21 protein-coding genes are annotated in these 20,498 nt (G+C 42.2%); 4 read left to right on the top strand and 17 right to left on the bottom strand.

The window, feature by feature from the left end; all coding sequences use genetic code 11:
- Nucleotides 1–4: 4 nt before the first annotated feature.
- Nucleotides 5–862, top strand: a complete 858-nt coding sequence (locus ACVW0P_RS04915; RefSeq protein ID WP_457131087.1) for a bestrophin family protein — start codon at nucleotides 5–7, stop codon at nucleotides 860–862.
- Nucleotides 863–868: 6 nt separating this feature from the next.
- Nucleotides 869–1,771 (top strand): histone deacetylase family protein, encoded by a 903-nt coding sequence (locus ACVW0P_RS04910; RefSeq protein WP_457131086.1) that lies wholly within the window; start codon nucleotides 869–871, stop codon nucleotides 1,769–1,771.
- Here the strand turns inward: ACVW0P_RS04910 and ACVW0P_RS04905 are convergent.
- The 4 genes from ACVW0P_RS04905 to ACVW0P_RS04890 are packed head-to-tail and all read right to left on the bottom strand — an operon-like array spanning nucleotide 1,760 to nucleotide 4,748.
- On the bottom strand, nucleotides 1,760–3,136 hold the full coding sequence (locus ACVW0P_RS04905) for an MATE family efflux transporter (protein WP_457131085.1): 1,377 nt from the start codon (nucleotides 3,134–3,136) through the stop codon (nucleotides 1,760–1,762). The genes ACVW0P_RS04910 and ACVW0P_RS04905 overlap by 12 nt on opposite strands.
- Before the next feature lie 39 nt (nucleotides 3,137–3,175).
- Nucleotides 3,176–3,799, bottom strand: a complete 624-nt coding sequence (locus ACVW0P_RS04900) for an AlbA family DNA-binding domain-containing protein (RefSeq protein WP_457131084.1) — start codon at nucleotides 3,797–3,799, stop codon at nucleotides 3,176–3,178.
- Nucleotides 3,800–3,811: 12 nt separating this feature from the next.
- On the bottom strand, nucleotides 3,812–4,255 hold the full coding sequence (locus tag ACVW0P_RS04895) for a GNAT family N-acetyltransferase (RefSeq protein WP_457131083.1): 444 nt from the start codon (nucleotides 4,253–4,255) through the stop codon (nucleotides 3,812–3,814).
- A 13-nt stretch (nucleotides 4,256–4,268) separates the two neighbouring features.
- Entirely contained in the window at nucleotides 4,269–4,748 is a 480-nt protein-coding gene (locus tag ACVW0P_RS04890; RefSeq protein ID WP_457131082.1) for a DUF4442 domain-containing protein, read from the bottom strand.
- A gap of 207 nt (nucleotides 4,749–4,955) precedes the next feature.
- On the opposite strand from ACVW0P_RS04890, the gene ACVW0P_RS04885 reads away from it, so the two are divergent.
- Nucleotides 4,956–5,150, top strand: a complete 195-nt coding sequence (locus tag ACVW0P_RS04885) for a hypothetical protein (protein WP_457131081.1) — start codon at nucleotides 4,956–4,958, stop codon at nucleotides 5,148–5,150.
- 70 nt (nucleotides 5,151–5,220) lie between these two features.
- Here the strand turns inward: ACVW0P_RS04885 and ACVW0P_RS04880 are convergent, their stop codons facing one another.
- From ACVW0P_RS04880 to mqnE, 13 genes are all read right to left on the bottom strand, one after another.
- Nucleotides 5,221–6,015, bottom strand: a complete 795-nt coding sequence (locus tag ACVW0P_RS04880; protein WP_457131080.1) for an SDR family NAD(P)-dependent oxidoreductase — start codon at nucleotides 6,013–6,015, stop codon at nucleotides 5,221–5,223.
- A gap of 302 nt (nucleotides 6,016–6,317) precedes the next feature.
- Nucleotides 6,318–7,568, bottom strand: coding sequence for a tetratricopeptide repeat protein (locus tag ACVW0P_RS04875; RefSeq protein WP_457131079.1), 1,251 nt, complete (start codon nucleotides 7,566–7,568; stop codon nucleotides 6,318–6,320).
- 67 nt (nucleotides 7,569–7,635) lie between these two features.
- Nucleotides 7,636–8,742, bottom strand: a complete 1,107-nt coding sequence (locus ACVW0P_RS04870) for a tetratricopeptide repeat protein (RefSeq protein ID WP_457131078.1) — start codon at nucleotides 8,740–8,742, stop codon at nucleotides 7,636–7,638.
- Nucleotides 8,743–8,745: 3 nt separating this feature from the next.
- Entirely contained in the window at nucleotides 8,746–11,388 is a 2,643-nt protein-coding gene (gene gyrA / locus ACVW0P_RS04865; RefSeq protein WP_457131077.1) for a DNA gyrase subunit A, read from the bottom strand.
- A gap of 177 nt (nucleotides 11,389–11,565) precedes the next feature.
- Nucleotides 11,566–11,961: a hypothetical protein gene (locus ACVW0P_RS04860; RefSeq protein WP_457131076.1), complete on the bottom strand. Its 396-nt coding sequence runs from the start codon at nucleotides 11,959–11,961 to the stop codon at nucleotides 11,566–11,568.
- Between the two features lie 5 nt (nucleotides 11,962–11,966).
- Nucleotides 11,967–12,881 carry an oxygen-dependent coproporphyrinogen oxidase gene (gene hemF / locus ACVW0P_RS04855; protein WP_457131075.1) on the bottom strand — a complete coding sequence of 305 codons (915 nt, stop codon included), beginning with the start codon at nucleotides 12,879–12,881 and terminating at the stop codon, nucleotides 11,967–11,969.
- A 138-nt stretch (nucleotides 12,882–13,019) separates the two neighbouring features.
- Complete coding sequence (locus tag ACVW0P_RS04850; protein WP_457131074.1) at nucleotides 13,020–14,264, bottom strand: MFS transporter; 1,245 nt, start codon at nucleotides 14,262–14,264, stop codon at nucleotides 13,020–13,022.
- Between the two features lie 119 nt (nucleotides 14,265–14,383).
- The gene (locus tag ACVW0P_RS04845; RefSeq protein ID WP_067061679.1) at nucleotides 14,384–14,581 is read right to left on the bottom strand and encodes a cold-shock protein; all 198 of its coding nucleotides are present in this window, start codon (nucleotides 14,579–14,581) and stop codon (nucleotides 14,384–14,386) included.
- Between the two features lie 224 nt (nucleotides 14,582–14,805).
- Complete coding sequence (locus ACVW0P_RS04840; RefSeq protein ID WP_457131073.1) at nucleotides 14,806–15,279, bottom strand: hypothetical protein; 474 nt, start codon at nucleotides 15,277–15,279, stop codon at nucleotides 14,806–14,808.
- Between the two features lie 265 nt (nucleotides 15,280–15,544).
- Entirely contained in the window at nucleotides 15,545–16,351 is an 807-nt protein-coding gene (locus ACVW0P_RS04835; RefSeq protein ID WP_457131072.1) for an SDR family oxidoreductase, read from the bottom strand.
- A 57-nt stretch (nucleotides 16,352–16,408) separates the two neighbouring features.
- Nucleotides 16,409–17,152: a menaquinone biosynthetic enzyme MqnA/MqnD family protein gene (locus ACVW0P_RS04830; protein ID WP_457131071.1), complete on the bottom strand. Its 744-nt coding sequence runs from the start codon at nucleotides 17,150–17,152 to the stop codon at nucleotides 16,409–16,411.
- Between the two features lie 12 nt (nucleotides 17,153–17,164).
- The gene (locus ACVW0P_RS04825) at nucleotides 17,165–17,791 is read right to left on the bottom strand and encodes a histidine phosphatase family protein (RefSeq protein WP_457131070.1); all 627 of its coding nucleotides are present in this window, start codon (nucleotides 17,789–17,791) and stop codon (nucleotides 17,165–17,167) included.
- A gap of 69 nt (nucleotides 17,792–17,860) precedes the next feature.
- On the bottom strand, nucleotides 17,861–19,054 hold the full coding sequence (gene mqnE, locus ACVW0P_RS04820) for an aminofutalosine synthase MqnE (RefSeq protein ID WP_457131069.1): 1,194 nt from the start codon (nucleotides 19,052–19,054) through the stop codon (nucleotides 17,861–17,863).
- 195 nt (nucleotides 19,055–19,249) lie between these two features.
- Here mqnE and ACVW0P_RS04815 point away from each other — a divergent pair, with 195 nt between their 5' ends.
- Nucleotides 19,250–20,365, top strand: a complete 1,116-nt coding sequence (locus ACVW0P_RS04815; protein WP_457131068.1) for a trans-sulfuration enzyme family protein — start codon at nucleotides 19,250–19,252, stop codon at nucleotides 20,363–20,365.
- Nucleotides 20,366–20,498: the final 133 nt, after the last annotated feature.

The following is a 20,498-nucleotide window of genomic DNA, read 5'->3' as shown; positions in this document are numbered from 1 at the left end:
TAAAATGATATACTACAATCCAAAGCAATGGTTCTCGCTTATATTCAGGTTTAATAAGGCCGATACGCTGCGCGAGTTGTTTCCGCTGATGCTCTCGGTGAGCATCTATGCGGGCGTTGTTACCTTTTTGCTGATAGATGTTTGGAAACTGGAGGAGACCAGCATCCTGCGTAAAGTGATCTACGTACATCAAACTATCGGGTTTGTATTCTCCTTATTGCTGGCATTCCGCATCAACTCGGCTTATGACAGGTGGTGGGAAGGGCGCAAGATCTGGGGTAGCCTTACAAATAATAGCCGCAATTTAGCTATGAAACTTAAGCATCTTATAAATGATAAAGACGCGGCATTCTTCAACTATGCCATTCCACTTTACGCGCGTGCTCTTAAGGAGCATTTACGTGATGAATATGTGCCGGGCGACCAAGCCTTATTAGCTACCGATGGTACAAAACATGTTCCTAACCAAATCGCATCGGCCATCATAAAAAACGTTTACCGTTTAAATAAAGAAGGGCAAATAAACCCGGAGCAATTGGTGAGCATAACCGCCGAAATGACTTCATTTACAGATGTTTGTGGCGGCTGCGAGCGCATACGTAAAACACCGATCCCGTTCTCGTACAGTGTGTTTATCAAGAAGTTTATCTTCACTTATATCATGACGCTACCGTTTACCTGGGCTTTTGATCTGAAGTATTTTATTATGCCGATCATCGGGTTTATCCTGTTCGTGTTTGCCAGTATTGAATTGATTGCAGAAGAAATTGAAGACCCGTTTGGTTACGATGCCAACGATTTACCGTTAGATAGCATCTGCGAGAACATAGAAAAACACGTTGGCGAGATATTTGCCGACTAAGCACAGATGCTCAAGATAGCTTTCGACCCGATATATGCGCACCCATTACCGGCGGGCCATCGTTTCCCGATGTTAAAGTATGAGTTGATACCTGCACAACTGCTGCATGAAGGTATAATTACACAAGACAATTTGTTCTCGCCAGAACCTGTTGATGAACAAACTATTCTGCTAACGCATGACGCTGATTACTGGCATCAACTCCAAGACCTTACCTTACCACTAAGAGAGCAACGGAGGATAGGCTTCCCATTATCCGCGCAATTGGTAGAGCGTGAGGTGCGGATAGCGCAGGGGACTATCGATGGTTGCCGCTATGCTTTCGAATATGGCGTGGCCTTTAACGTTGCTGGTGGCACTCACCACGCCGGCAGCAATTGGGGCGAGGGTTTTTGTATGCTGAATGACCAGGCCATCGCTGCTAACTATTTGTTGAATAGCGATTTAGCCACGTCTATATTAATTATTGATTTAGATGTACACCAGGGCAATGGCACCGCGCAGATCTTCGGGAACGAGCCGCGGGTATTCACATTTTCGATGCATGGCGATAAGAATTTCCCGTTCAGGAAGGAGCGGTCGGATCTTGACATACCGCTGGACGATGGGATAGGAGATGAGGCTTATTTAAACCTTTTGTATGACGCTTTGCCTAACCTTATCGAGAATCAAAAGCCTGATCTCGTTTTTTATTTAGCAGGAGTGGATATCTTGGAATCGGATAAATTGGGCAAGCTGGCACTTTCGAAAGAAGCCTGCAAACAGCGTGATCGATTTGTGTTTGAGCAATGCAAATCACATAATATCCCGGTGCAGGTAAGCATGGGCGGCGGGTATTCGCCACAGATAAAAGATATTGTGGAGGCGCATTGCAATACCTATCGTGTAGCAAACGATCTATACTTTTAAATCGTCGATAATAAGAAGGTTATTACTTCTGCTGATCTTTTGAAAGCGAAGAAACAGCATCAATGATGCCGAGGCCAAACCGGCCACCAACCCAAACCAAACACCTACCACGCCAATACCAAGTGTAATCCCCAACAGATAGCCTACCGGCAAACCTATTACCCAGTACGACAGAAACGTTAACACGGTTGGTACCTTAACATCACCCATACCACGTAATATGCCAAGGCCAACAACCTGCGTACCATCAAATAACTGGAAAAATGCGGCTACTATGAGTAGCTGTTGTGCAATGTGTATCACGCTTAAATCCGAAGTGTACATCCACGGTAGTACCTGGTTTAGCATCGTGAAAATGATGGCTGTGCAACACATAAATACGATCACAATATGATAGTTTGATATAGCAGAAAGTCGCAACTTATAATGATTTCCGGAGCCAAAGTAATTACCCGACCGTATGGCCGATGCCGAAGAAACCCCGGCCGCCATCATGTAAGTCATACTCGCCAGGTTAAGCGCAATCTGGTGCGCCGCCTGTGGTACCGATCCAATGGTGCCAATAATAATAGATGCCCCGCCAAACGCGCTTACCTCAAAGGTTGACTGCATAGCAACCGGCATACCTATCTTTAATAGCTGTTTGATCCGTTGTTTATCGATATTCTTGAAAGCAAAATCAGTTAGGTATTTCTTAAAATTGGGCGACCTGAAAACATAGATGCACATAGCAACAGCCATCAGGCAACGGTCAATCAATGTACTATAACCAACGCCTTTAATGCCCATCGGCGTTATGCCAAACACACCTTTAACTAAAACTATACCAACCACTATGTTTATTACATTACCTACAATGGTGATATACATGGCCTGCCTGGTTAAGCCCAAGCCCTCGGCAAATTGCTTAAAAGTATTGAAAACCATCAGCGGCATAAGTGATGCAAGCAGCAAAATCAAAAATGGTTTAGCCTGCAGCACAACATCCGGCGATTGATGGAGTTTTCCAATAAAAAACTCGACAGCGACATAAAATATGGTGAACAATACAACCCCGGTAATTACGTTCAAAACTAAACTATTACTGAGCAACCTGCCACACTCGCTGTAACTTTTACGCCCGTTATGTTGGGCAATTAATGGGGTAATACCATAACTTATACCTAATGCCATTACAAAAGGTACGATGAACAGGCTGATGGATAATGCTACCGCAGCCAAAGCAATTGTACCCGCAAATTGCCCTATAATGATGGTATCCGAAAAATGTACCAATGTATGGCCTATTTGCGACAATACAATAGGGATAGCCAGTTTCAGGCTATCGCGGTAGTAAAATTGATATTTTTGGTACAGGGCTTTCATTTATTTGCGGGGAGCAAAAGTAACGAATAGCCCCGTAAATCAGGAAGCTGTGTAAAACTCTTCTTTCTCGGTAGTGTGCACCCGTAGCACGCCGGATAATACGAGGTCTACCAGGACACGTTGCGCACGCCTGCGGCCAATGTTTAGCAAGGTGCAAAACTCTTTAACAGTAATACGTTCTTCTTTATCCAGGTGTTCTAAAAGGGCTTTTTCTTTAGATGAGTATTCTATTAGCACCCCTTTATCATCGGCAGAACGTTTAAGCACCTCAACAACAACTTTACTGGCTAATACGCTTTTATCTTTAACACGAATATAAACCCACCATTTGCCATCTTCGGCAAGTGAGTAGTGGGGTTTTTCGGAACTTTGAGGGATATCTACAATAAGCACCAGTTTGCCATCAAAATAAACTTCCTCAAAAATAGGCTCTAAGGCAGGCCGTGCAAAAAAATGGGCTGCTTTTGTTATCATATAACGTTCTTCATCTTCGGCCTTAACACCTTTAATAGTACCATCATCCAGCACGCCTATTAATAACCTGCCACCAATGTTATTAGCGAACGACACCATAGTTTTGGCTATTTTTTCGCAACTGGTTATAGTTTTCTTAAAGTCAAGTGATACGCCTTCGCCCTCAAAAATCTGTCGCTTTAAATTCATTTCAAATCCTTGTTAATCTGCAATATATGGCGTAAAAATCTGCATCCATCTTTCGGGATTATTGATTTCGGTAAACCCGAATTGTTTGTATAGACCATGTGCATCCAAAGTAGCTAATGACCATCTGCGCAACCCCTGCAGATCGGGGTGGGCCATAATGTTTTGCATAAGCCATTTGGATAAACCAACACCCTGGTTGGCCGGCAAAATAAACACATCGCACAGATAAGCAAATGTAGCTTTATCGCTAACCACACGGGCAAAACCAACTTGGATGCTGTCCTTATAAACCCCAAAGCACATCGAATTTTCTATCGCTTTGCGTAGTTTTTCGGGCGGCATACCTTTAGCCCAATACGATTGCCAGTCAAGATAATTAAAAATCATCTCAAAATCTAACAGGGAGTCATCCATCGAGATCTGGTAGCCTTTTTTGATGAAGGCTTCATCATTCATAAAAACAGGCATATTACAAGATTACTGTCTGGTTAAAACTAAGGTCGCGTATATAAACCTCGTTCATTAATTGTGCGCAAACTTCGTTGCTGCTGTTATATATCATTACCGGGAAAACCTTCTCATACTTACCGGTGGTATTTAACGTTTTTAAGGCCATTTCGATATCAACATCAGTCAATAAAATACGGAAAGATAAAGAGGAGAGGGCCGGTTTTAAAAAATCTATCCTCGATGATTTTGACCAGATACGAAACCTGCTACCCGGCGCTTTTAATATCCTGTCGAACAGAACCGGGTAAAATGGGTCGGCCGCGGCAAAAATTGTCCCGCCGAAAATTGAGCCATTATAGTTTAGGTTAAATATACTCTTGTAAACCTTAACACTAACACCTCGGAAATCCTTGTCGAAACCAACAACCCAGATCCGCTGAAATAACAAAGGAGGGTAGAGGCGCATGATCCATTTTAAAGCGCGTTCTGATACTGCCATCACCGTTAAATATCAGAAAAATATCGTTTAAAATACTGGATTAGCTTAATAATATTAATGTTTTTTTGACATGTAAAGTCACTGAAAATATGCCATTTAGTGCATCCGTTGAACATTTAAAGGGAACTTTTAGTAAACAAAGTTGATTTTTAAGGGTTTATAATATGACGAACATTTTAATCACACAACTTTAATATTACAACTATTATGAAAAAGCAAGTTTTAAGTTTCGCCTTAGTCGCGACAATGATAGGTTCAATTGCAGCAGGTTGCAGTTCTGAGAAAAAAACCGGTAGCAGCGACAGCACAAAAACCGATTCTGCAGCTGCCGTAGCACCTGCATCAACTACAGATACTGCTAAAACAGATACTGCAGTAAAAGATACCGCCAAGAAAATGTAATTGGGTCTTTATATCTAACAAAAAATCCCGTGCAAATTGCACGGGATTTTTTGTTAGATATATTTTAAAATTAAAACGCTGTTTTAATAACGCCACCATCGGCACGTAAAGTAGCGCCATTGGTTGCTGATGAAAGTGGGCTGGCTATGTAGGTAACCATGCTGGCAATTTCCGTCGGTTCTATGAAACGTTTTATGATGGATGTGCCACGCATGTGAGAGAAAAACTCAGTTTCGATCTCGTCACCTGTTTTACCCTGATTTTTGGCAAGCGCTTTTACAAAATCGCCAACTCCCTCGGACATGGTTGGGCCTGGCAAAACGGTATTTACAGTAACATTAGTGTGTTTTGTAAGTTCGGCCAGGCCGCGGGCAACGGCTATCTGGGCGGTTTTAGATGTTCCGTAATGAATCATTTCCTCTGGTATCTGCAATCCCGATTCGCTGGAAATAAATATGATACGTCCCCAGTTTTTGGCCAACATTTTATCAAAATATGCGCGTGATAGACGCACGCCGCTTAAGACATTCACCTCAAAAAAGCGCATCCAATCTTCGTCGGTAATGTTTTTAAACTCTTTGGGCTCAAATATGCCAACGTTGTTTATCAGGATATCAACCTCGGGCAAAGCTTCGATCAGAGCATTTATTTGCGCTATATTGCCAAAATCGGCAGCTATGCCTTTAATATTTGGATTACCTGTTTCTGCAATTAATTTCTGAGCTACCATATCAACCTTAGCTTGATCGCGGCCATTGATGTATACGGTTGCGCCCTCGGTTGCCAATGATTTCGCGATGGCGTACCCAATTCCAGCCGTTGAACCTGTAACTAATGCTATTTTATTTTTGAGTTGTAAGTCCATAGTAGTGTGATTTAAATTTAAGCAAGTCTAAAAAATACTTTTATTAGTATTACTATTACTGGCTAAAGATGTTGCATTACTGACAATCATAGATTGATATGGCCTATGACAGACAATTTACGACTGATATGAATTTGTTATATTTATATAACCCAAACGCACCGTTGAAATCCCTCAAATCTTAGCTTGCAGCTACTAACTTTCAATTATATTAATTCCAATAATTAACATTATGTTAAGTAAAAAACATTAATTAAAGCCTGCATATTTTGCAGGCTTTAATTATACCTCTTCTATCGAAGTTATTTTTTCTGTAGTGCGTTAATTTGCGCAGTAATTTTGGCAGAGTTCGCGCTATCCTTTTTTCCCTGGTAATAAGTACGCAGGTTGTTTAATGCGTCGTATGAGTTAGGTTGTAATTCAACTGCTTTAAACAAATAAGGTTTTGCCAGATCAAACTGTGCGTTTGCTTTGGCCATCGCTGCATCATAAGCTTTCTGTTGGCTTGTTGGCAATTTATTTGCACCGTTGTAAATATCAATTGCAGGCGATATAATGATATAACCCATGTTTAAATTAGCTTCAAAATAACTTGGGTCAATCTCCAGCGCTTTTTTGTACATTTCGCTTGCTTTGGCAAAATTTTGATCTTTAGTAGCTTGTAAAGCTGGTTTAGCTGCCACTGATGCTTTCGCTATTTTTTGGCCTGCTGCATCGCCAATATTAGAGTAAACCAAACCTGCATAGTAATAAAGGCTTTTGTTTTTAGGATCATTTGCCTGTGCACTTAAAATTTTATCAAGTACCTCTTTTTGTTTACCCTGTTGCAGGCTTATTTCAATTTCAGTCCGTCTAAGGCTTGTGTTGTTTGGATATTTTGCCAAACCTTCGCCTATAACCTTCACAGCACCGGTAGTATCTTTATTATCTAAATAAACACCTACAAGGTCGCTGTAAGCAGCCTCTGCTTTTGAGTATTTGGTGGTGACCAATTTACTGTAGTTGGTTATCGCTGCCGGATAGTTTTTAGCGTTTAATGCAGCTAAGCCAGTATAAAGTATAGCGTTGGTATCTTCTGGCATTGCAGCCCGGAAAAAATCAAAAGATTTGTAAGCCAAATCGTATTTGCCCTTTTCATACTCTTTTACCCCTTTGTTAAGTTGGTATCTTGCTAAAATAATGTTAGCGTTATCAATCAATTTTTTGTTTTCGCCTTTGGTATCCAATTCTTTTGCTTTGGCGTTAGCCTCAGCAGCAGTTGTGAATAAAGGTAACGATGATGTAGCCACCGTGTCCAATTCGGCAAGGGTGCCATAGATATTAGCCTTTACAGCAAACATTTGCGGCATCGCGGCCGATTTTTCATTAGTTGTTGCTTTATCAATAGATTCTTTAGCTTTTTTTAAGCTTGGTATAGCCAACATAGGTTGTGCTTGCCTTAAACCTTCAAATTTTTCGTATTCAGTTTGTGCATTGTTAACTTCATTCTTTTGTGCAAAAGTTGTTGCAGTTACAAGGCTCAATAGGCCAAGCATTAGAAATTTAATTTTCATTCGACAGTTGTTTTAAATTGGTATGTTAATTATAGCCATTAACTGATCTATGCTATAATATAGTGTATTAGTTTAATTGTTCTAATTTATTGTTAACCCTATCCAACTGGTTTTGATTGCCGGTTTTTGTGTAGGCTAACTGCAATAATTCAAGGCATTTTTTATATTTAGGTGCCATTTCGTTTGCTTTTTCCAGCCACAATATAGCACTTGTAATGTTTTTATCATCATTATTCGCCTTAAGTACGCTTTTCTTAAAGTAAAGTAAACCTAAATTAAACACCGGCTCATAAGCAATCCCGTTTAATTCAATGGCACGCAGGTATAAAGACTCCGCTTTGTCGTATTGGTTTAAATTATCGTAACAATTTGCAGCAACAAAAGTTATTTCGGGGTTATTAACGTTATTATCTATCAACGGAATAATTAACGGTTCTAAAGATTTGTAATCCCTTTTGTTATTATAAATGTTAGCCTCGTCCTGTAACAACTGTTTGTTTTGAGGTAACAGCCTTCTCCCCTTTTTTACAATTTGTAAGGCCTTTGCCGTATCGCCGAGTGATTTATAAATGGTTGACGCGGTTTCAAGATACTCCAGTTTCGTGCTATCTGTATTTATCAGGTTGTCATAATATTTGGCAGCATCCTGCAAGTTGCCTTGCTTGTTGCTGGCATAAGCTATATAGGCATTGATCTGTTTTTGTGCAGGCGCGTACTTCTTAGCTTTTTGGAAAGCATCTGCAGCATTTTTAAAATCGCCGCTTTTAGACAAAGCAAAACCTCTGCGGATATAAACGTTCGCCAGGCAACGTTTCGCATAATCAAGTTCGGGCTGATATTTGTAGATCTTGCCCTTTTCCTGGAACTTATCAAGCAAAGCAGATGTTTGCGGCAAAAAAGTTTCCGGCTGGTTTAGCTTGTTAAGCGAGTCAGTGTAAAGGATGCTGGAGTTTACAATAATGCGGTAAACATTCTTCTCCAGGTCGGCAGAATCCTTACGGGTTACCACTAAACTATCTGCAGATTTTTTGGCGTTGCTTAAATACTTAAGATCACCCTTTTGCTTATAAAAAGCAAGGTTGTTTACCACAATCTTTAACGCTTCGGACTGGCCAAAGGCAAATGATGTGGTAAACAACGCTAAAATCAATAAACTGATTTTTCGGCTTTGCATTATTTATTCAGTTTTGTCATCATCGGCAGATTCATCTTCTGCTTCAGCTGTGTCAATATCAGTATCTGGTTTAATCGGTGCATCCGGTGTCTCTGAAAGTACATCAGCATCAGTTGCATCCGCTATAGCTTTATCTTCAGTTGCTTCAGCTAAGATCGCTTCTTCCAACACTTCGTCTTCTTCGTGTTCAACTTTCGCAACCGATGCAATCGCATCATTACCTTTCAGGGTAATTAACCTTACCCCTTGTGTAGCGCGGCCCATTGTTCGTAATTCTGCTATAGCCATGCGGATAATGATGCCCGATTTATTGATGATCATCAGATCTTCTTTATCAGTAACACCTTTTATGGCAACAAGGTTTCCGGTTTTTTCAGTAATATTAAGGGTTTTTACACCTTTACCACCACGGTTAGTAACACGATAATCCTCAATATCCGTACGTTTACCATATCCTTTTTCAGATACAACCAATACGGTAGTTTCTTTATCGTCGATAGCGATCATACCAATAACTTCGTCTTTCTCACTGTCAAGGCTTATACCACGTACACCTGTAGCGGTACGGCCCATCGGCCTAACAGTGCTTTCGTTAAAGCGGATAGCACGGCCAGATTGTAGCGCCATAACAATTTCGCTGCTACCGGTTGTTAATGTTGCTTCTAACAATGCATCGCCCTCGTTAATGTTAATGGCATTGATACCATTAGCACGGGGGCGTGAGTATGCTTCTAAAGATGTTTTCTTTATAACACCTTTACGGGTACACATAATAATAAAGTTGTTTTCCAGGTATTCCTTGTCCTTAAGTGATTTAAGCTTGATGTAAGCCTTGATATTCTCTTCTTTAGGGATATTGATGATGTTCTGGATAGCACGGCCTTTTGAGGTACGTGTACCTTCAGGAATCTCGAACACACGTAACCAGAAACATTGCCCGCTTTCGGTAAAGAACAGCATGTAGTTGTGGTTACTTGCTATTAGCAAGTGCTCAATAAAGTCTGCATCGCGGCTGTTGCTGCCGATGGCGCCTTTACCACCCCTGCCCTGGCGGCGGTATTCGGTAAGTGAGGTACGTTTGATGTAACCTTCGCGAGAGATGGTGATAACTACATCCTCGTCCTCAATAAAGTCTTCGGTTTGCATTTCTGCTGATGAATGTACCATTTCGGTCTTGCGCTCGTCACCGTATTTTTCGCGAATCTCTGTCAACTCGTCTTTGATGATCTGCATCCGCAAAGCTTCATCGCCAAGGATAGATTTCAAGTAATCGATCGTTTTCATCAGGGCATCAAACTCGTCGCGGATCTTATCGCGTTCCAGTCCGGTTAAACGCCTTAAGGTCATATCCAAAATAGCGCGTGCCTGGATATCGCTCAGGCCAAACGTGGTTATTAAACCTTCGCGGGCTTCATCAGGTGTTGATGACGCACGGATAAGTTTGATAACTTCCTCGATATGGTCAAGCGCTATCAGCAAACCTTCTAAGATATGCGCGCGTTTCTCGGCCTCGGCCAATTCATATTTGGTACGGCGGATAACTACCTCATGCCTGTGCTCAACAAAGTGGTGGATTAGGTCGCGCAGGTTAAGCAACATGGGGCGGCCATGTACCAGCGCGATGTTATTTACACTGAACGATGTTTGCAGCGCGGTGTATTTATACAGGTTGTTTAATACGATTGCCGCGTTAGAATCACGTTTTATCTCATAAACAACACGAATACCCTCGCGGTTACTTTCGTCGCGGATGGCAGATATGCCTTCAATTTTTTTATCATTAACAAGCTCGGCGGTACGCTCTATCATCAGCGCTTTGTTTACCTGGTAAGGTATCTCGCTAACAATGATACGTTCGCGGTCGCTGCCGTAAGTTTCAATTTCGGCCCTCGAGCGTATTACAATACGGCCACGGCCTGTTTCTAATGCCTGGCGCGGGCCTTCAAAACCATAAATGATACCCCCTGTAGGGAAATCGGGGCCTTTAACGTAGGTCATCAGCTCGGCTATATCGATCTGGCGATTGTCGATAAGCGCGATAGTAGCATTAATGATCTCGGTTAAGTTGTGTGGCGCCATGTTGGTTGCCATACCCACGGCTATACCCGATGCACCGTTAACCAAAAGGTTAGGGAATTTTGCAGGCAATACGGTTGGCTCTTGCAACGAGTCATCAAAGTTCAGCTGGAAATCAATAGTATCCTTATTGATATCGGCCAGCATTTCTTCGGCTATCTTTTGCAGTTTAGCCTCGGTATAACGCATGGCTGCCGGCTGGTCGCCATCGATAGAACCGTAGTTACCCTGTCCTTCAACAAATGGGTAACGTAGGCTCCAATCCTGTGCCATACGTACCATAGCGTCATATACAGATGTATCGCCATGCGGGTGATACTTACCCAATACCTCACCTACAATACGTGCAGATTTTTTATATGGTTTGTTATTTGCCAAACCTAGATCAAGCATGCCGAACAATACACGCCTGTGAACGGGTTTTAAACCATCGCGTACATCGGGCAATGCCCTTGATACGATAACCGACATTGAATAATCAATGTAAGCGGCCCGCATCTCTTCATCAATATTTATCGAAATTATTCTGTCTTCTTGGTGCGAATTCTCGTTTTCAGTTTCTTCAGCCATTGGTTTTTCTTAGTGGAAAATCTTAACAGTAAATGCGTGTAAAAAAAGTGTTTTTATACAACGTGCGAATTTAAGAAAATCTACTCAAAAAGCCGCGTTTTTTACTAACATTTATGCATGTTTTCCACGTTTTAAAGCATAAAACTATTGGAACGTTACAATGTGGAAAAGAGAGGCTTATTTTACCTTTTTCCAGTACTCTTTTACGATGGTGCCATTGGGTAAAATGCCGTTAAAAGTCAGGGTGTCGTTACTGATATGGTAGCGGTACTTTATGAGGATATTGAGCACCTTAGATGGCTCTGCGCTAAAGGTTTGGGTTTCCCGGCAGGTATCCTGTTTCAAGGAATAATCGCCCCGCTCGTAATTGTATGGCTCCTGCCCCGTTTCGAGCAATAGGGCGGTATAATGTGTAGCATCGTAATTGCGCTGCAAAGTGTAATCTTTTGATGGCTGCTCGGTGTTGCCATTGTACACGCCACCGCTGTATTGCCATTTACCTTCCAGCGTATTTTGCATACGGAACGCACAAAACGCCATCACCAATAAAAAAGCGGGAAAGATCTTTTTCATGATAATTAAACCCAATTAATGCCTTTTTTTAATAACGACAAGGTATTTTCCTCATCACTGCCCGGCTGTGCCTGATAGTTGTAAACCCACTTGGCTGTTGGGGGCAGGCTCATCAAGATCGATTCGATACGGCCATTGGTTTCAAGCCCAAATTTGGTACCTGCGTCGTAAACCAGGTTAAACTCGGTGTAGCGGCTGCGGCGCTGGTATTGCCATTGCTGATGGTCGGGCGTAAATTCCTTATCCCTGCTGCGGTTAACCAACTCGGTATAGGTTGGGATGAAAGAGCGGCCCAACGCCTTGCTGAACTCGAAAACGGTTTCCCAGGTGATATCATCGGTAGCAGTTAACCGGTCGTAAAAAATGCCTCCAATGCCGCGGGTCTCGTCGCGGTGTTTGATGTAAAAGTAGTTATCGGCCCAGGTTTTAAAGCGCTCGTAAAAATCAGCGTTAAACTGGTCGCAAATGTCTTTTAACTGCTGATGAAAAAAACGTGCATCATCCTCAACCACGTAATGCGGTGTAAGGTCTATCCCACCCCCAAACCAGCGCACCGGCGGGGTGCTGTTGTTAAATGACGATGGCATCTCGAAGTACCTGATGTTCATGTGGATGATAGGTACCCACGGGTGGTTGGGATGAATAACGATAGAGATGCCGGTGGCAAAAAAATCATCCTGCACTACATTTAACGCTTTTTTTACAGTATCTGGTAACTGGCCGTACACCGCAGAGAAGTTAACGCCGCCTTTTTCAAATATGTTGCCGTTTTGGATAACACGGGTCCGGCCACCGCCCCCTCCTTCTCGTTCCCAAAGTTCTTCTTCAAATTTGGCAAGGCCGTCGGTAGCCTCAAGCGCGGCGCAAATCTCGTCCTGTATCTCTTTGTAATCGGCAGCTATTTGTTCTTTTGTAATCATTAATTAGCGAATGAGTGTACCGATAGCTATCGGGATAGTGAATTAGTGATTAATACATTGCAAAACTAAACAAACTATTGAATGCGTTTATCAATTTCCAATCACTAATTCACTAACTCGCTAAATCATTAATTAAATTTAACTAACCCCAGCTTCCTCTTCAATATAATTTAGGTCCTTACCAAAGGTTTCTTTAAGCTGGCTGAGCGAGAATAACGAGATGAGGGTAAGTATCACCATCATGATATAACCGCTTGTAACCATGCCGTAGTGCACTACAAAGGCATTAAACGCCATGTTGATGGGAATCAATGAGCCGCGCACAAAGTTTGGTACAGTAGTAGTAACTGTGGAGCGGATGTTTGTACCGAATTGCTCGGCAGCTATAGTTACGAAGGTTGCCCAGTAACCAACGGTGCAACCCATAAAGAAACAGATCCAAACAAATTTATCATGCGTAATACCTTTTGAGCCCAAGTAAATAAATGAGCTTACTACTGATAGTGTAAGAAACACCGCCATGGTAAGTTTGCGCGATTTGGTGACCTGGGCCAATAAGCCTGCAAAAATATCGCCTATCGAGATCCCGATATAGGTGTAAAGTACTCCCTCGCCAGCGCTAAGCGGTACTGCCGAGCCCAATGCCTTACCAAACTCGGGCGATAGCGTAACCAGCACCCCCACCACATACCAAAGCGGCGCGCCAATGAGTATGCAGTACAAATATTTTTTAAAGCGCTCCGCGCTTGTGAACAGCATTAAAAAATTGCCTTTAGATACCCCGCTTTGTTTTACCTTGTTAAACATGCCCGATTCAAACGTGCCAACACGCATAAGCAATAATATGATACCTAAACCGCCGCCTATCATGTAAGCATGTTGCCAGCCAAACTTAGCCGCTTCATAAGCGGCGGCAGCGCCAAATAAGCCTATCACAGCCACGATCATGGTGCCATAGCCGCGTTTCTCCTTACTTAAGGTTTCTGTTACCAGGGTGATGCCCGCGCCAAGCTCGCCGGCAAGGCCAATACCTGCAATGAAGCGGATCAATGCGTAGGTGTTAACGTCTGTTACGAATGCGTTTGCGAAATTGGCTATGGAATAAAGCAATATCGACCCAAATAAAACCTTGATACGGCCAAGCTTATCGCCGATTATTCCCCAAAGCAAACCTCCCAGCAGCAACCCAAACATCTGCACATTGATGATGAATTGCCCTTTAGATAGTATATCGGCATCGGCTACGCCAATGTCATGCAGGCTGGCTTTACGCACTATGGAGAAAACTAAAAGGTCATATATGTCAACGAAATAGCCCAGGGAGGCTACAAGTACCAGGAATATAACATTCCGCGAAACTTTTGCTGAAGCAGTGTCGGTCATAAATCAGGGTTGTAATTATTGGTTTGGCTAAGGTATAAAATGCGGGCAAAAAATAAATTAAATCGCATAAAAAAAGCCCCTGTTTTTTAACAGGGGCCATATATTTTAAAAGTAGCTAATTAAACTTTTTTTACGTTTACGGCCTGTAAGCCTTTACGTCCTTCTTCTTCTTCATACTCGACATTGTCGTTGTCTTTAATGGCGTTTACACCGCCTTGTACATCTTTAAAGTGTACAAATAAGTCCTTGCCATCATCAGTAATAATAAACCCGTAACCTTTTTGTGTGTTAAACCATTTTACTTTTCCAGTTTTCATAATAATAAAATAATTGTATTAATAATTGTGTGTTTAAGATCAGTAGGTAATTCAACTGAGTATAAAAATGGTTTAATAATCAATATGGAATGTACAACTATCTGTATCAAATATATAAAATTAATAATAACCAAATAAATTTATATTAAGTTAAAATAAAATTAAAAACAAAAAAGCCATTGGCGTAAACCAATGACTTTCATTACGATATATGTAGGATCGGATTATTTTACTTGCTGAAAGAAGTAAACACCGGCAGATGGTGTAACCCTTACTAAAACTTCTTCTTTGTCGTTTTTCAAGTCAACAAAATACACGGTAGAATCGAAACCGTTATCGCCGTTATCTAATTTGATAACTTCGTTTGCGAAGTAACCTTCGTATTTAGCGGCAATTTCTTTTTTAGCTTTTGCAGGCAATTCTTTGAACTGTACATTCTCCGTAATGCCTATCAACTCACCACGAAGGTTGTAGAAAGCTGATTTTTTTACGCCGTCGATAGTGAAGGTCGCTTTCTGGAATTTTGAATTAACTTTCCAGGTTACATTTTCAGCTCTAACAAAATCGCTGTTGAATTTTGAAGAAACTGCATATGATACTGCATCAGCATCACTTTCTGATTTTGAAATTGTGTTAGCAGCAAAAACATTTACTGTGAACAATGCTGCGATAGCGGTAGATATAAATAATTTTTTCATGATCGTTTGTTTTAAATTATATAACAAATGTACATCCTTATTGATAATATTCATAATTATTGCTAATTTTTATGAATATTTTATAATTAATACGTGTTTTTGATTGAAATTTAAAAAATTGAACCATTACTTAGTGTACTTTTAACAATATGTAAAATAAAATACGATATACTTATTGTAAAAAGTACACTAAGTTAAATTAATGTAAAGAAGGTCTATTTATGTGACTTTTAAATGACAAAAGATGTTTTTTATAGCGGGTTTATCAACCGTTATCTGCAAATCCAGGATATAACGTCATGCCGCCATCGGCCAAAATAGTTGTACCGGTAATGTAATCTGCATCATCAGAAGCTAAAAAAACAGCCAATTTTCCAATATCTTCCGGCTGGCCTATCCGGTTGTAAGGGATGAGCGTTAAAAGCTCATTTAAAGCCTCCGGTGTTTCCCAGGCTTCTTTGTTGATGGGCGTTTGTATGGCACCCGGCCCAATGCCCAATACACGGATCTTATGCGGTGCCAGTTCTTGCGCAAGGCTTTTCATAAACATGCTGATACCGCCTTTGCTTGCGGCGTAATTTACATGGCCTGCCCAGGGTATAACCTCGTGTACGCTGCTCATGCAGATGATCTTGCCAGCCGCGCGACTAACGCTTTCTACCACTCCCCTCTTGATGAACAGTTTGGCAGCCTCGCGCGAGCAAAGGAACTGCCCGGTAAGGTTAATGTTAATAACGGTATTCCAATCATCCAAAGTCATATCCACAAATTTGGCATCCTTTTGCAGGCCGGCGTTGTTAACCAGAATATCTATAGTGCCATATTTTTCGACGATAGCGGCAAACATGGCCTGTACTTCTTCTTCCTTACTTACATCGGCATGAAACTCAAAGGCCTCGCCCCCTGCCTGCGCAATGGTATCAACTACTTCATTAGCTTTTTCAGAGCTACTGATGTGGTTTACCAAAACCTTTGCACCAGCAGCCGCCAAAGCAATAGCTACCGCTTTACCAATGCCGCTATCCGCCCCGGTAACCAAGGCGATTTGTCCGTTAAGTTTTTGTGGATCCATATTGTAAATAAGAATGTTATTTAAACAATATGGTTTTGAAAAATTTAATTTTTACAACTACAACGCTTTTATGTAATCCAAAAACAAGTACAGCGCTTTTTTTTTACCCTCTGTCAAATCAAAATCAAGCTTATGCATCAGGTAGTCTTCCAGGTCGAAGTCCGCACGTTGCGGTAGGGTTTGCAATAACTCGTGCCTGTGGGCAAGGCCGTGGCGAAGCGCCTGGTTAAACTCTTTTATAAAATCTTCGGGGATTGGCTTGTTGGCTATCCAGGCGGCAAACACGAATGGTAGGCCGGTAAACTTTCGCCACTCTTCTGAAAGGTCGTAAACGTATTTATAATGCTCTTTTTTGCCGAAAGTACGGTCGCCAATTTGTACAAAGGCGGTTTGGTCATCCTGCGAAACTGCGTAATCATCAGCCCTTACAATAAGTTCGGGCGCTATCATCCAGTAGTTCTTCATCAGTACCTTAGCCAAATTATTTGAACTGCGCGATTCGGGGTCAAGCTGTACACGCTTCACATCCTTTATATCGCAATTGCTAAATATAAATACGGAGTTTACCGCGCCAACCGCGCCAATGCAATAATCGGAGATGATCTCCCATTTGGGCAGACTTAACGTAGCCGCGACAGGTATTAAACCAATATCGGCCTTATCATCTATCAGTTTTTGTGCACAGTCCGATGGGATATCCAGGCTCAATTCAATCCTGTCTTTAATTGGGGAGTCTTGCAGGCCGTATAAAAAGGGTTTGGTGTTAGTATAGCTAACGGCAGATATTCTAATCTTATTCACTTATCGTTCTCTCTATGCGTTTTTTAAATGCTTGGCGTTGTTGGCTTCAACAATTTCAAACTTACTGCCATTGTAAATTACTTTGTACAGCACCAGATTTTGGTGAGGGAAGGTATCCATTTGCGTAAGCGGCTGCTCTGTTAAGATACACATCAGCAAACGTAACGCCCGGCCATGCATGCAAATCAATACCGTTTTTTCCTCGGGATGGCTCATGATAATGTCCAGCGCCTGTAATTGCCTTGCCTTAACTTCGTTAGGGCTTTCGCCACCTTCAAATTTAACATCCAGGTTGCCGTCCAGCCAGTTGCGCATCAGGTCTAAGAAAGCAGCTTTGGTTTCGGGTGTGGCAGGCTGCCCCTCGTGTACGCCCCAGGCAAGTTCATCAAGGCCTTCCAGCCTTTCGTAAGGCAGGCCAAGGTCAATAAACTGCTGGATGCTTTGCTGTGTACGCTTTAATTCGGATATGTAGATCTTATCAAAAGGAACATCTTTATAAGCCCGGTAAAACATGTCGGCCTGTTGGCGGCCTTCGTCATTCAGATTTGTATCGCGGCCGCGGCCCTGTACAATACCTTGCTTATTAAGATCGGTTTGCCCGTGGCGTACTATATATAGTGTCTTTTCTATTTGGTTCATTTGTTCAATAGTTCATTTGTTCATAGGCACATTGTCCACTAGTAACTAATGAACAAGTGAACCAATAAACTAATTTATAACCGGCAGCTTGTAATAGCGCGGTTTCTCCGTTTCTGCAAACTGATAATCGTTGTAATCGGTCACCACATTATATAGCGTATCTCGCTCTATGGGGTAACGGCCGGCGTTTTTTATCAGTTCAACCAGCTCTTGTGTGCTCATGGCCGGTTTCTTTTCTTCGGCGCCTGCCATAGCGTAGATCTTGGTGGTGTCATCAAGCGTGCCGTCAATGTCATCCACCCCAAAGTTAAGGGATAGCTGCGCGGTGGTTCGGCTTATCATGGCCCAGTAGGCCTTTATATGGTCGAAATTATCAAGATAGATCCTTGCTATCGCATAGTTGCGCAAATCTTCTACTACAGTCGATTCAGGTACGTTGCTCATCTGGTTATCCTGATTACGGAACTTTAGCGGGATAAAGGTTTGGAAACCTCCGGTTTTATCCTGCAACTGCCTAAGCTGTTCCATATGGTCAACCCTGTGGCGGTATTGCTCGATATGGCCGTAAAGCATCGTAGCGTTCGAGCGCATGCCCAATTTATGCCATTCTTCATGGATGGCAAGCCATTGGTCGCCGGTACATTTATCTTTAGCTATCAGGTCGCGCACTTCGGGATGGAAGATCTCGGCTCCGCCACCCGGCATAGATTCCAGGCCTGCGTCTTTCATCAGCTTCATACCGGTGGCATAATCTATCTTAGCCTTTTTGAAAATATAGTGATACTCAACCGGTGTTAACGCCTTTACATGCAGATCAGGCCTGTGGGCTTTGATCCTGCTAAACAACTCCGAATAAAAAGCGACATCATACTGCGGTAGAACACCGCCTACAATGTGCACCTCCGTAACAGGTTGGTCGTCGTATTTTTTTACGATATCCAGCATCTCGTCCATAGTGTATTCCCATCCGTCTGCACGCTGTTTAATCAAGCGCGAGTATGAGCAAAACTTACAATCATAAACACAAAGGTTTGTGGGTTCGATGTGGAAATTACGGTTAAAGTATGTTTTATCACCGTGTTTTTGTTCGCGTATGTAGTTGGCAAGTACTCCCAGGTAGCCCAGTTCGGCTTTTTCGTAAAGCAGAACGCCTTCATCAAATGTAATGCGCTGGTTATGGAGTACCTTCTCAGCAATGTCTTTTAGTGCCGGTAAAAGCCGGGGATTATTCAGCAAAACCAGGAAATTATCTGATACTTCCATTTAGAAAAATATTTGGGCAAATGTAGCAAAATGCCGCAAGTTTAAAACGGAAGTATCAACTTAACCAGTGTTTGAACATGCAACTATGACAGTGCGGTTACAGATGGAGCGATCTTAATATTCGCAACACTTTTACAGATGCGTCTATAATTATAAAATAATTCTTAGTTAATTTGGCGGCATACATTCCCAGTCATGAAAATAGAAACCATTGCCATACACGCCGGTAACCATACCGACGCTTCAACTAAAGCAGTTATACAGCCCATTGTTATGGCTACTACTTTTGAGCGCGATGAAGATGGAGGCTTTGCAGCAGGCTACCAGTATAGCCGTTCAAGCAACCCAAACCGTACCTCGTTAGAGATTGTATTGGCGCAATTAGAAGGCGGTGCAGAAGCAGCGGCATTTTCATCGGGCAACGCGGCGGGCATGTCTGTTTTTCAATCACTTGAGCCGGGTACGCACATTATAGCGCCCGACGATATGTACCATGGACTGCGTAACCAACTTAAACAACTTTTTGCCGGGATCCTGGAGTTTGATTTTATTGACGTGAATGATAGCGAGGTTTTACAAGCGCATATCAAACCTAATACCGGGGTTATTTGGATAGAAACACCATCTAACCCGTTGCTTAAAATTACCGACATAAAAAAGGTAGTGGCGATAGCGCGCGAACACAATATAAAAGTAGTGTGCGATAATACATTTGCCACTCCTATTTGCCAAAACCCTATCGCGTTGGGAGCGGATCTGGTAATGCATTCGTCTACTAAATACTTTGGCGGCCACAGCGACCTGATGGGCGGTGCATTAATTACTGCCGAAAAAAGCGACTGGTGGGAAAAGATCCGCAATGTACAAACCATGGGCGGCGCCGTGCCCTCTCCTATGGATTGTTACTACCTGGTGCGCAGCATTAAAACCTTGCCTTACCGGGTTAAGGGCCATGTGCAAAACGCGCAATTGCTGGCTAATTTTTTAGTGAACCATCCGGAGGTAGAAGATGTGATGTACCCTGGCCTTACATCTCATCCGCAATATGAAATTGTTAAAGCCCAGATGAATTACCCCGGTGCCATGATGTCATTCACTCTAAAAGGTGGTGAAGTAAAGGCCAAAAAGGTTGTTAATTCGCTCAAGGTTTTTACCCAGGCAACCAGCTTGGGCGGTGTAGAGAGTTTGATAGAGCACCGCGCATCAGTTGAAGGGCCGGACACCAAAACACCGTTTAATTTGTTGAGGGTATCTGTAGGGCTGGAGCATGTTGATGATCTGATTGCCGATCTGGAACAGGCGATGGCATAATTATTATAATGCTTTACAACGGTTTTACATATAAATGATAATTTATTAAAAATTTAATTTGGATTTTAAAATCCGATTAGCCTATATTTGAAACATTATTTGGTAGCGATACCACAATCAATTTTCCCTCACA

The organism is Mucilaginibacter sp. UYNi724 (assembly GCF_054057495.1).
Note: the sequence above shows the minus strand (reverse complement) of the source record. Positions and strands in the feature narration are given on the sequence as shown.

Excerpts from the sequence above, each read along its gene's own strand:
- ACVW0P_RS04915 (WP_457131087.1), top strand. The coding sequence starts at position 5 with ATGATATACTACAATCCAAAGCAATGGTTCTCGCTTATATTCAGGTTT.
- ACVW0P_RS04910 (WP_457131086.1), top strand. The coding sequence starts at position 869 with ATGCTCAAGATAGCTTTCGACCCGATATATGCGCACCCATTACCGGCG.
- ACVW0P_RS04905 (WP_457131085.1), bottom strand. The coding sequence starts at position 3,136 with ATGAAAGCCCTGTACCAAAAATATCAATTTTACTACCGCGATAGCCTG.
- ACVW0P_RS04900 (WP_457131084.1), bottom strand. The coding sequence starts at position 3,799 with ATGAATTTAAAGCGACAGATTTTTGAGGGCGAAGGCGTATCACTTGAC.
- ACVW0P_RS04895 (WP_457131083.1), bottom strand. The coding sequence starts at position 4,255 with ATGAATGATGAAGCCTTCATCAAAAAAGGCTACCAGATCTCGATGGAT.
- ACVW0P_RS04890 (WP_457131082.1), bottom strand. The coding sequence starts at position 4,748 with ATGGCAGTATCAGAACGCGCTTTAAAATGGATCATGCGCCTCTACCCT.
- ACVW0P_RS04885 (WP_457131081.1), top strand. The coding sequence starts at position 4,956 with ATGAAAAAGCAAGTTTTAAGTTTCGCCTTAGTCGCGACAATGATAGGT.
- ACVW0P_RS04880 (WP_457131080.1), bottom strand. The coding sequence starts at position 6,015 with ATGGACTTACAACTCAAAAATAAAATAGCATTAGTTACAGGTTCAACG.
- ACVW0P_RS04875 (WP_457131079.1), bottom strand. The coding sequence starts at position 7,568 with ATGAAAATTAAATTTCTAATGCTTGGCCTATTGAGCCTTGTAACTGCA.
- ACVW0P_RS04870 (WP_457131078.1), bottom strand. The coding sequence starts at position 8,742 with ATGCAAAGCCGAAAAATCAGTTTATTGATTTTAGCGTTGTTTACCACA.
- gyrA (WP_457131077.1), bottom strand. The coding sequence starts at position 11,388 with ATGGCTGAAGAAACTGAAAACGAGAATTCGCACCAAGAAGACAGAATA.
- ACVW0P_RS04860 (WP_457131076.1), bottom strand. The coding sequence starts at position 11,961 with ATGAAAAAGATCTTTCCCGCTTTTTTATTGGTGATGGCGTTTTGTGCG.
- hemF (WP_457131075.1), bottom strand. The coding sequence starts at position 12,881 with ATGATTACAAAAGAACAAATAGCTGCCGATTACAAAGAGATACAGGAC.
- ACVW0P_RS04850 (WP_457131074.1), bottom strand. The coding sequence starts at position 14,264 with ATGACCGACACTGCTTCAGCAAAAGTTTCGCGGAATGTTATATTCCTG.
- ACVW0P_RS04845 (WP_067061679.1), bottom strand. The coding sequence starts at position 14,581 with ATGAAAACTGGAAAAGTAAAATGGTTTAACACACAAAAAGGTTACGGG.
- ACVW0P_RS04840 (WP_457131073.1), bottom strand. The coding sequence starts at position 15,279 with ATGAAAAAATTATTTATATCTACCGCTATCGCAGCATTGTTCACAGTA.
- ACVW0P_RS04835 (WP_457131072.1), bottom strand. The coding sequence starts at position 16,351 with ATGGATCCACAAAAACTTAACGGACAAATCGCCTTGGTTACCGGGGCG.
- ACVW0P_RS04825 (WP_457131070.1), bottom strand. The coding sequence starts at position 17,791 with ATGAACCAAATAGAAAAGACACTATATATAGTACGCCACGGGCAAACC.
- mqnE (WP_457131069.1), bottom strand. The coding sequence starts at position 19,054 with ATGGAAGTATCAGATAATTTCCTGGTTTTGCTGAATAATCCCCGGCTT.
- ACVW0P_RS04815 (WP_457131068.1), top strand. The coding sequence starts at position 19,250 with ATGAAAATAGAAACCATTGCCATACACGCCGGTAACCATACCGACGCT.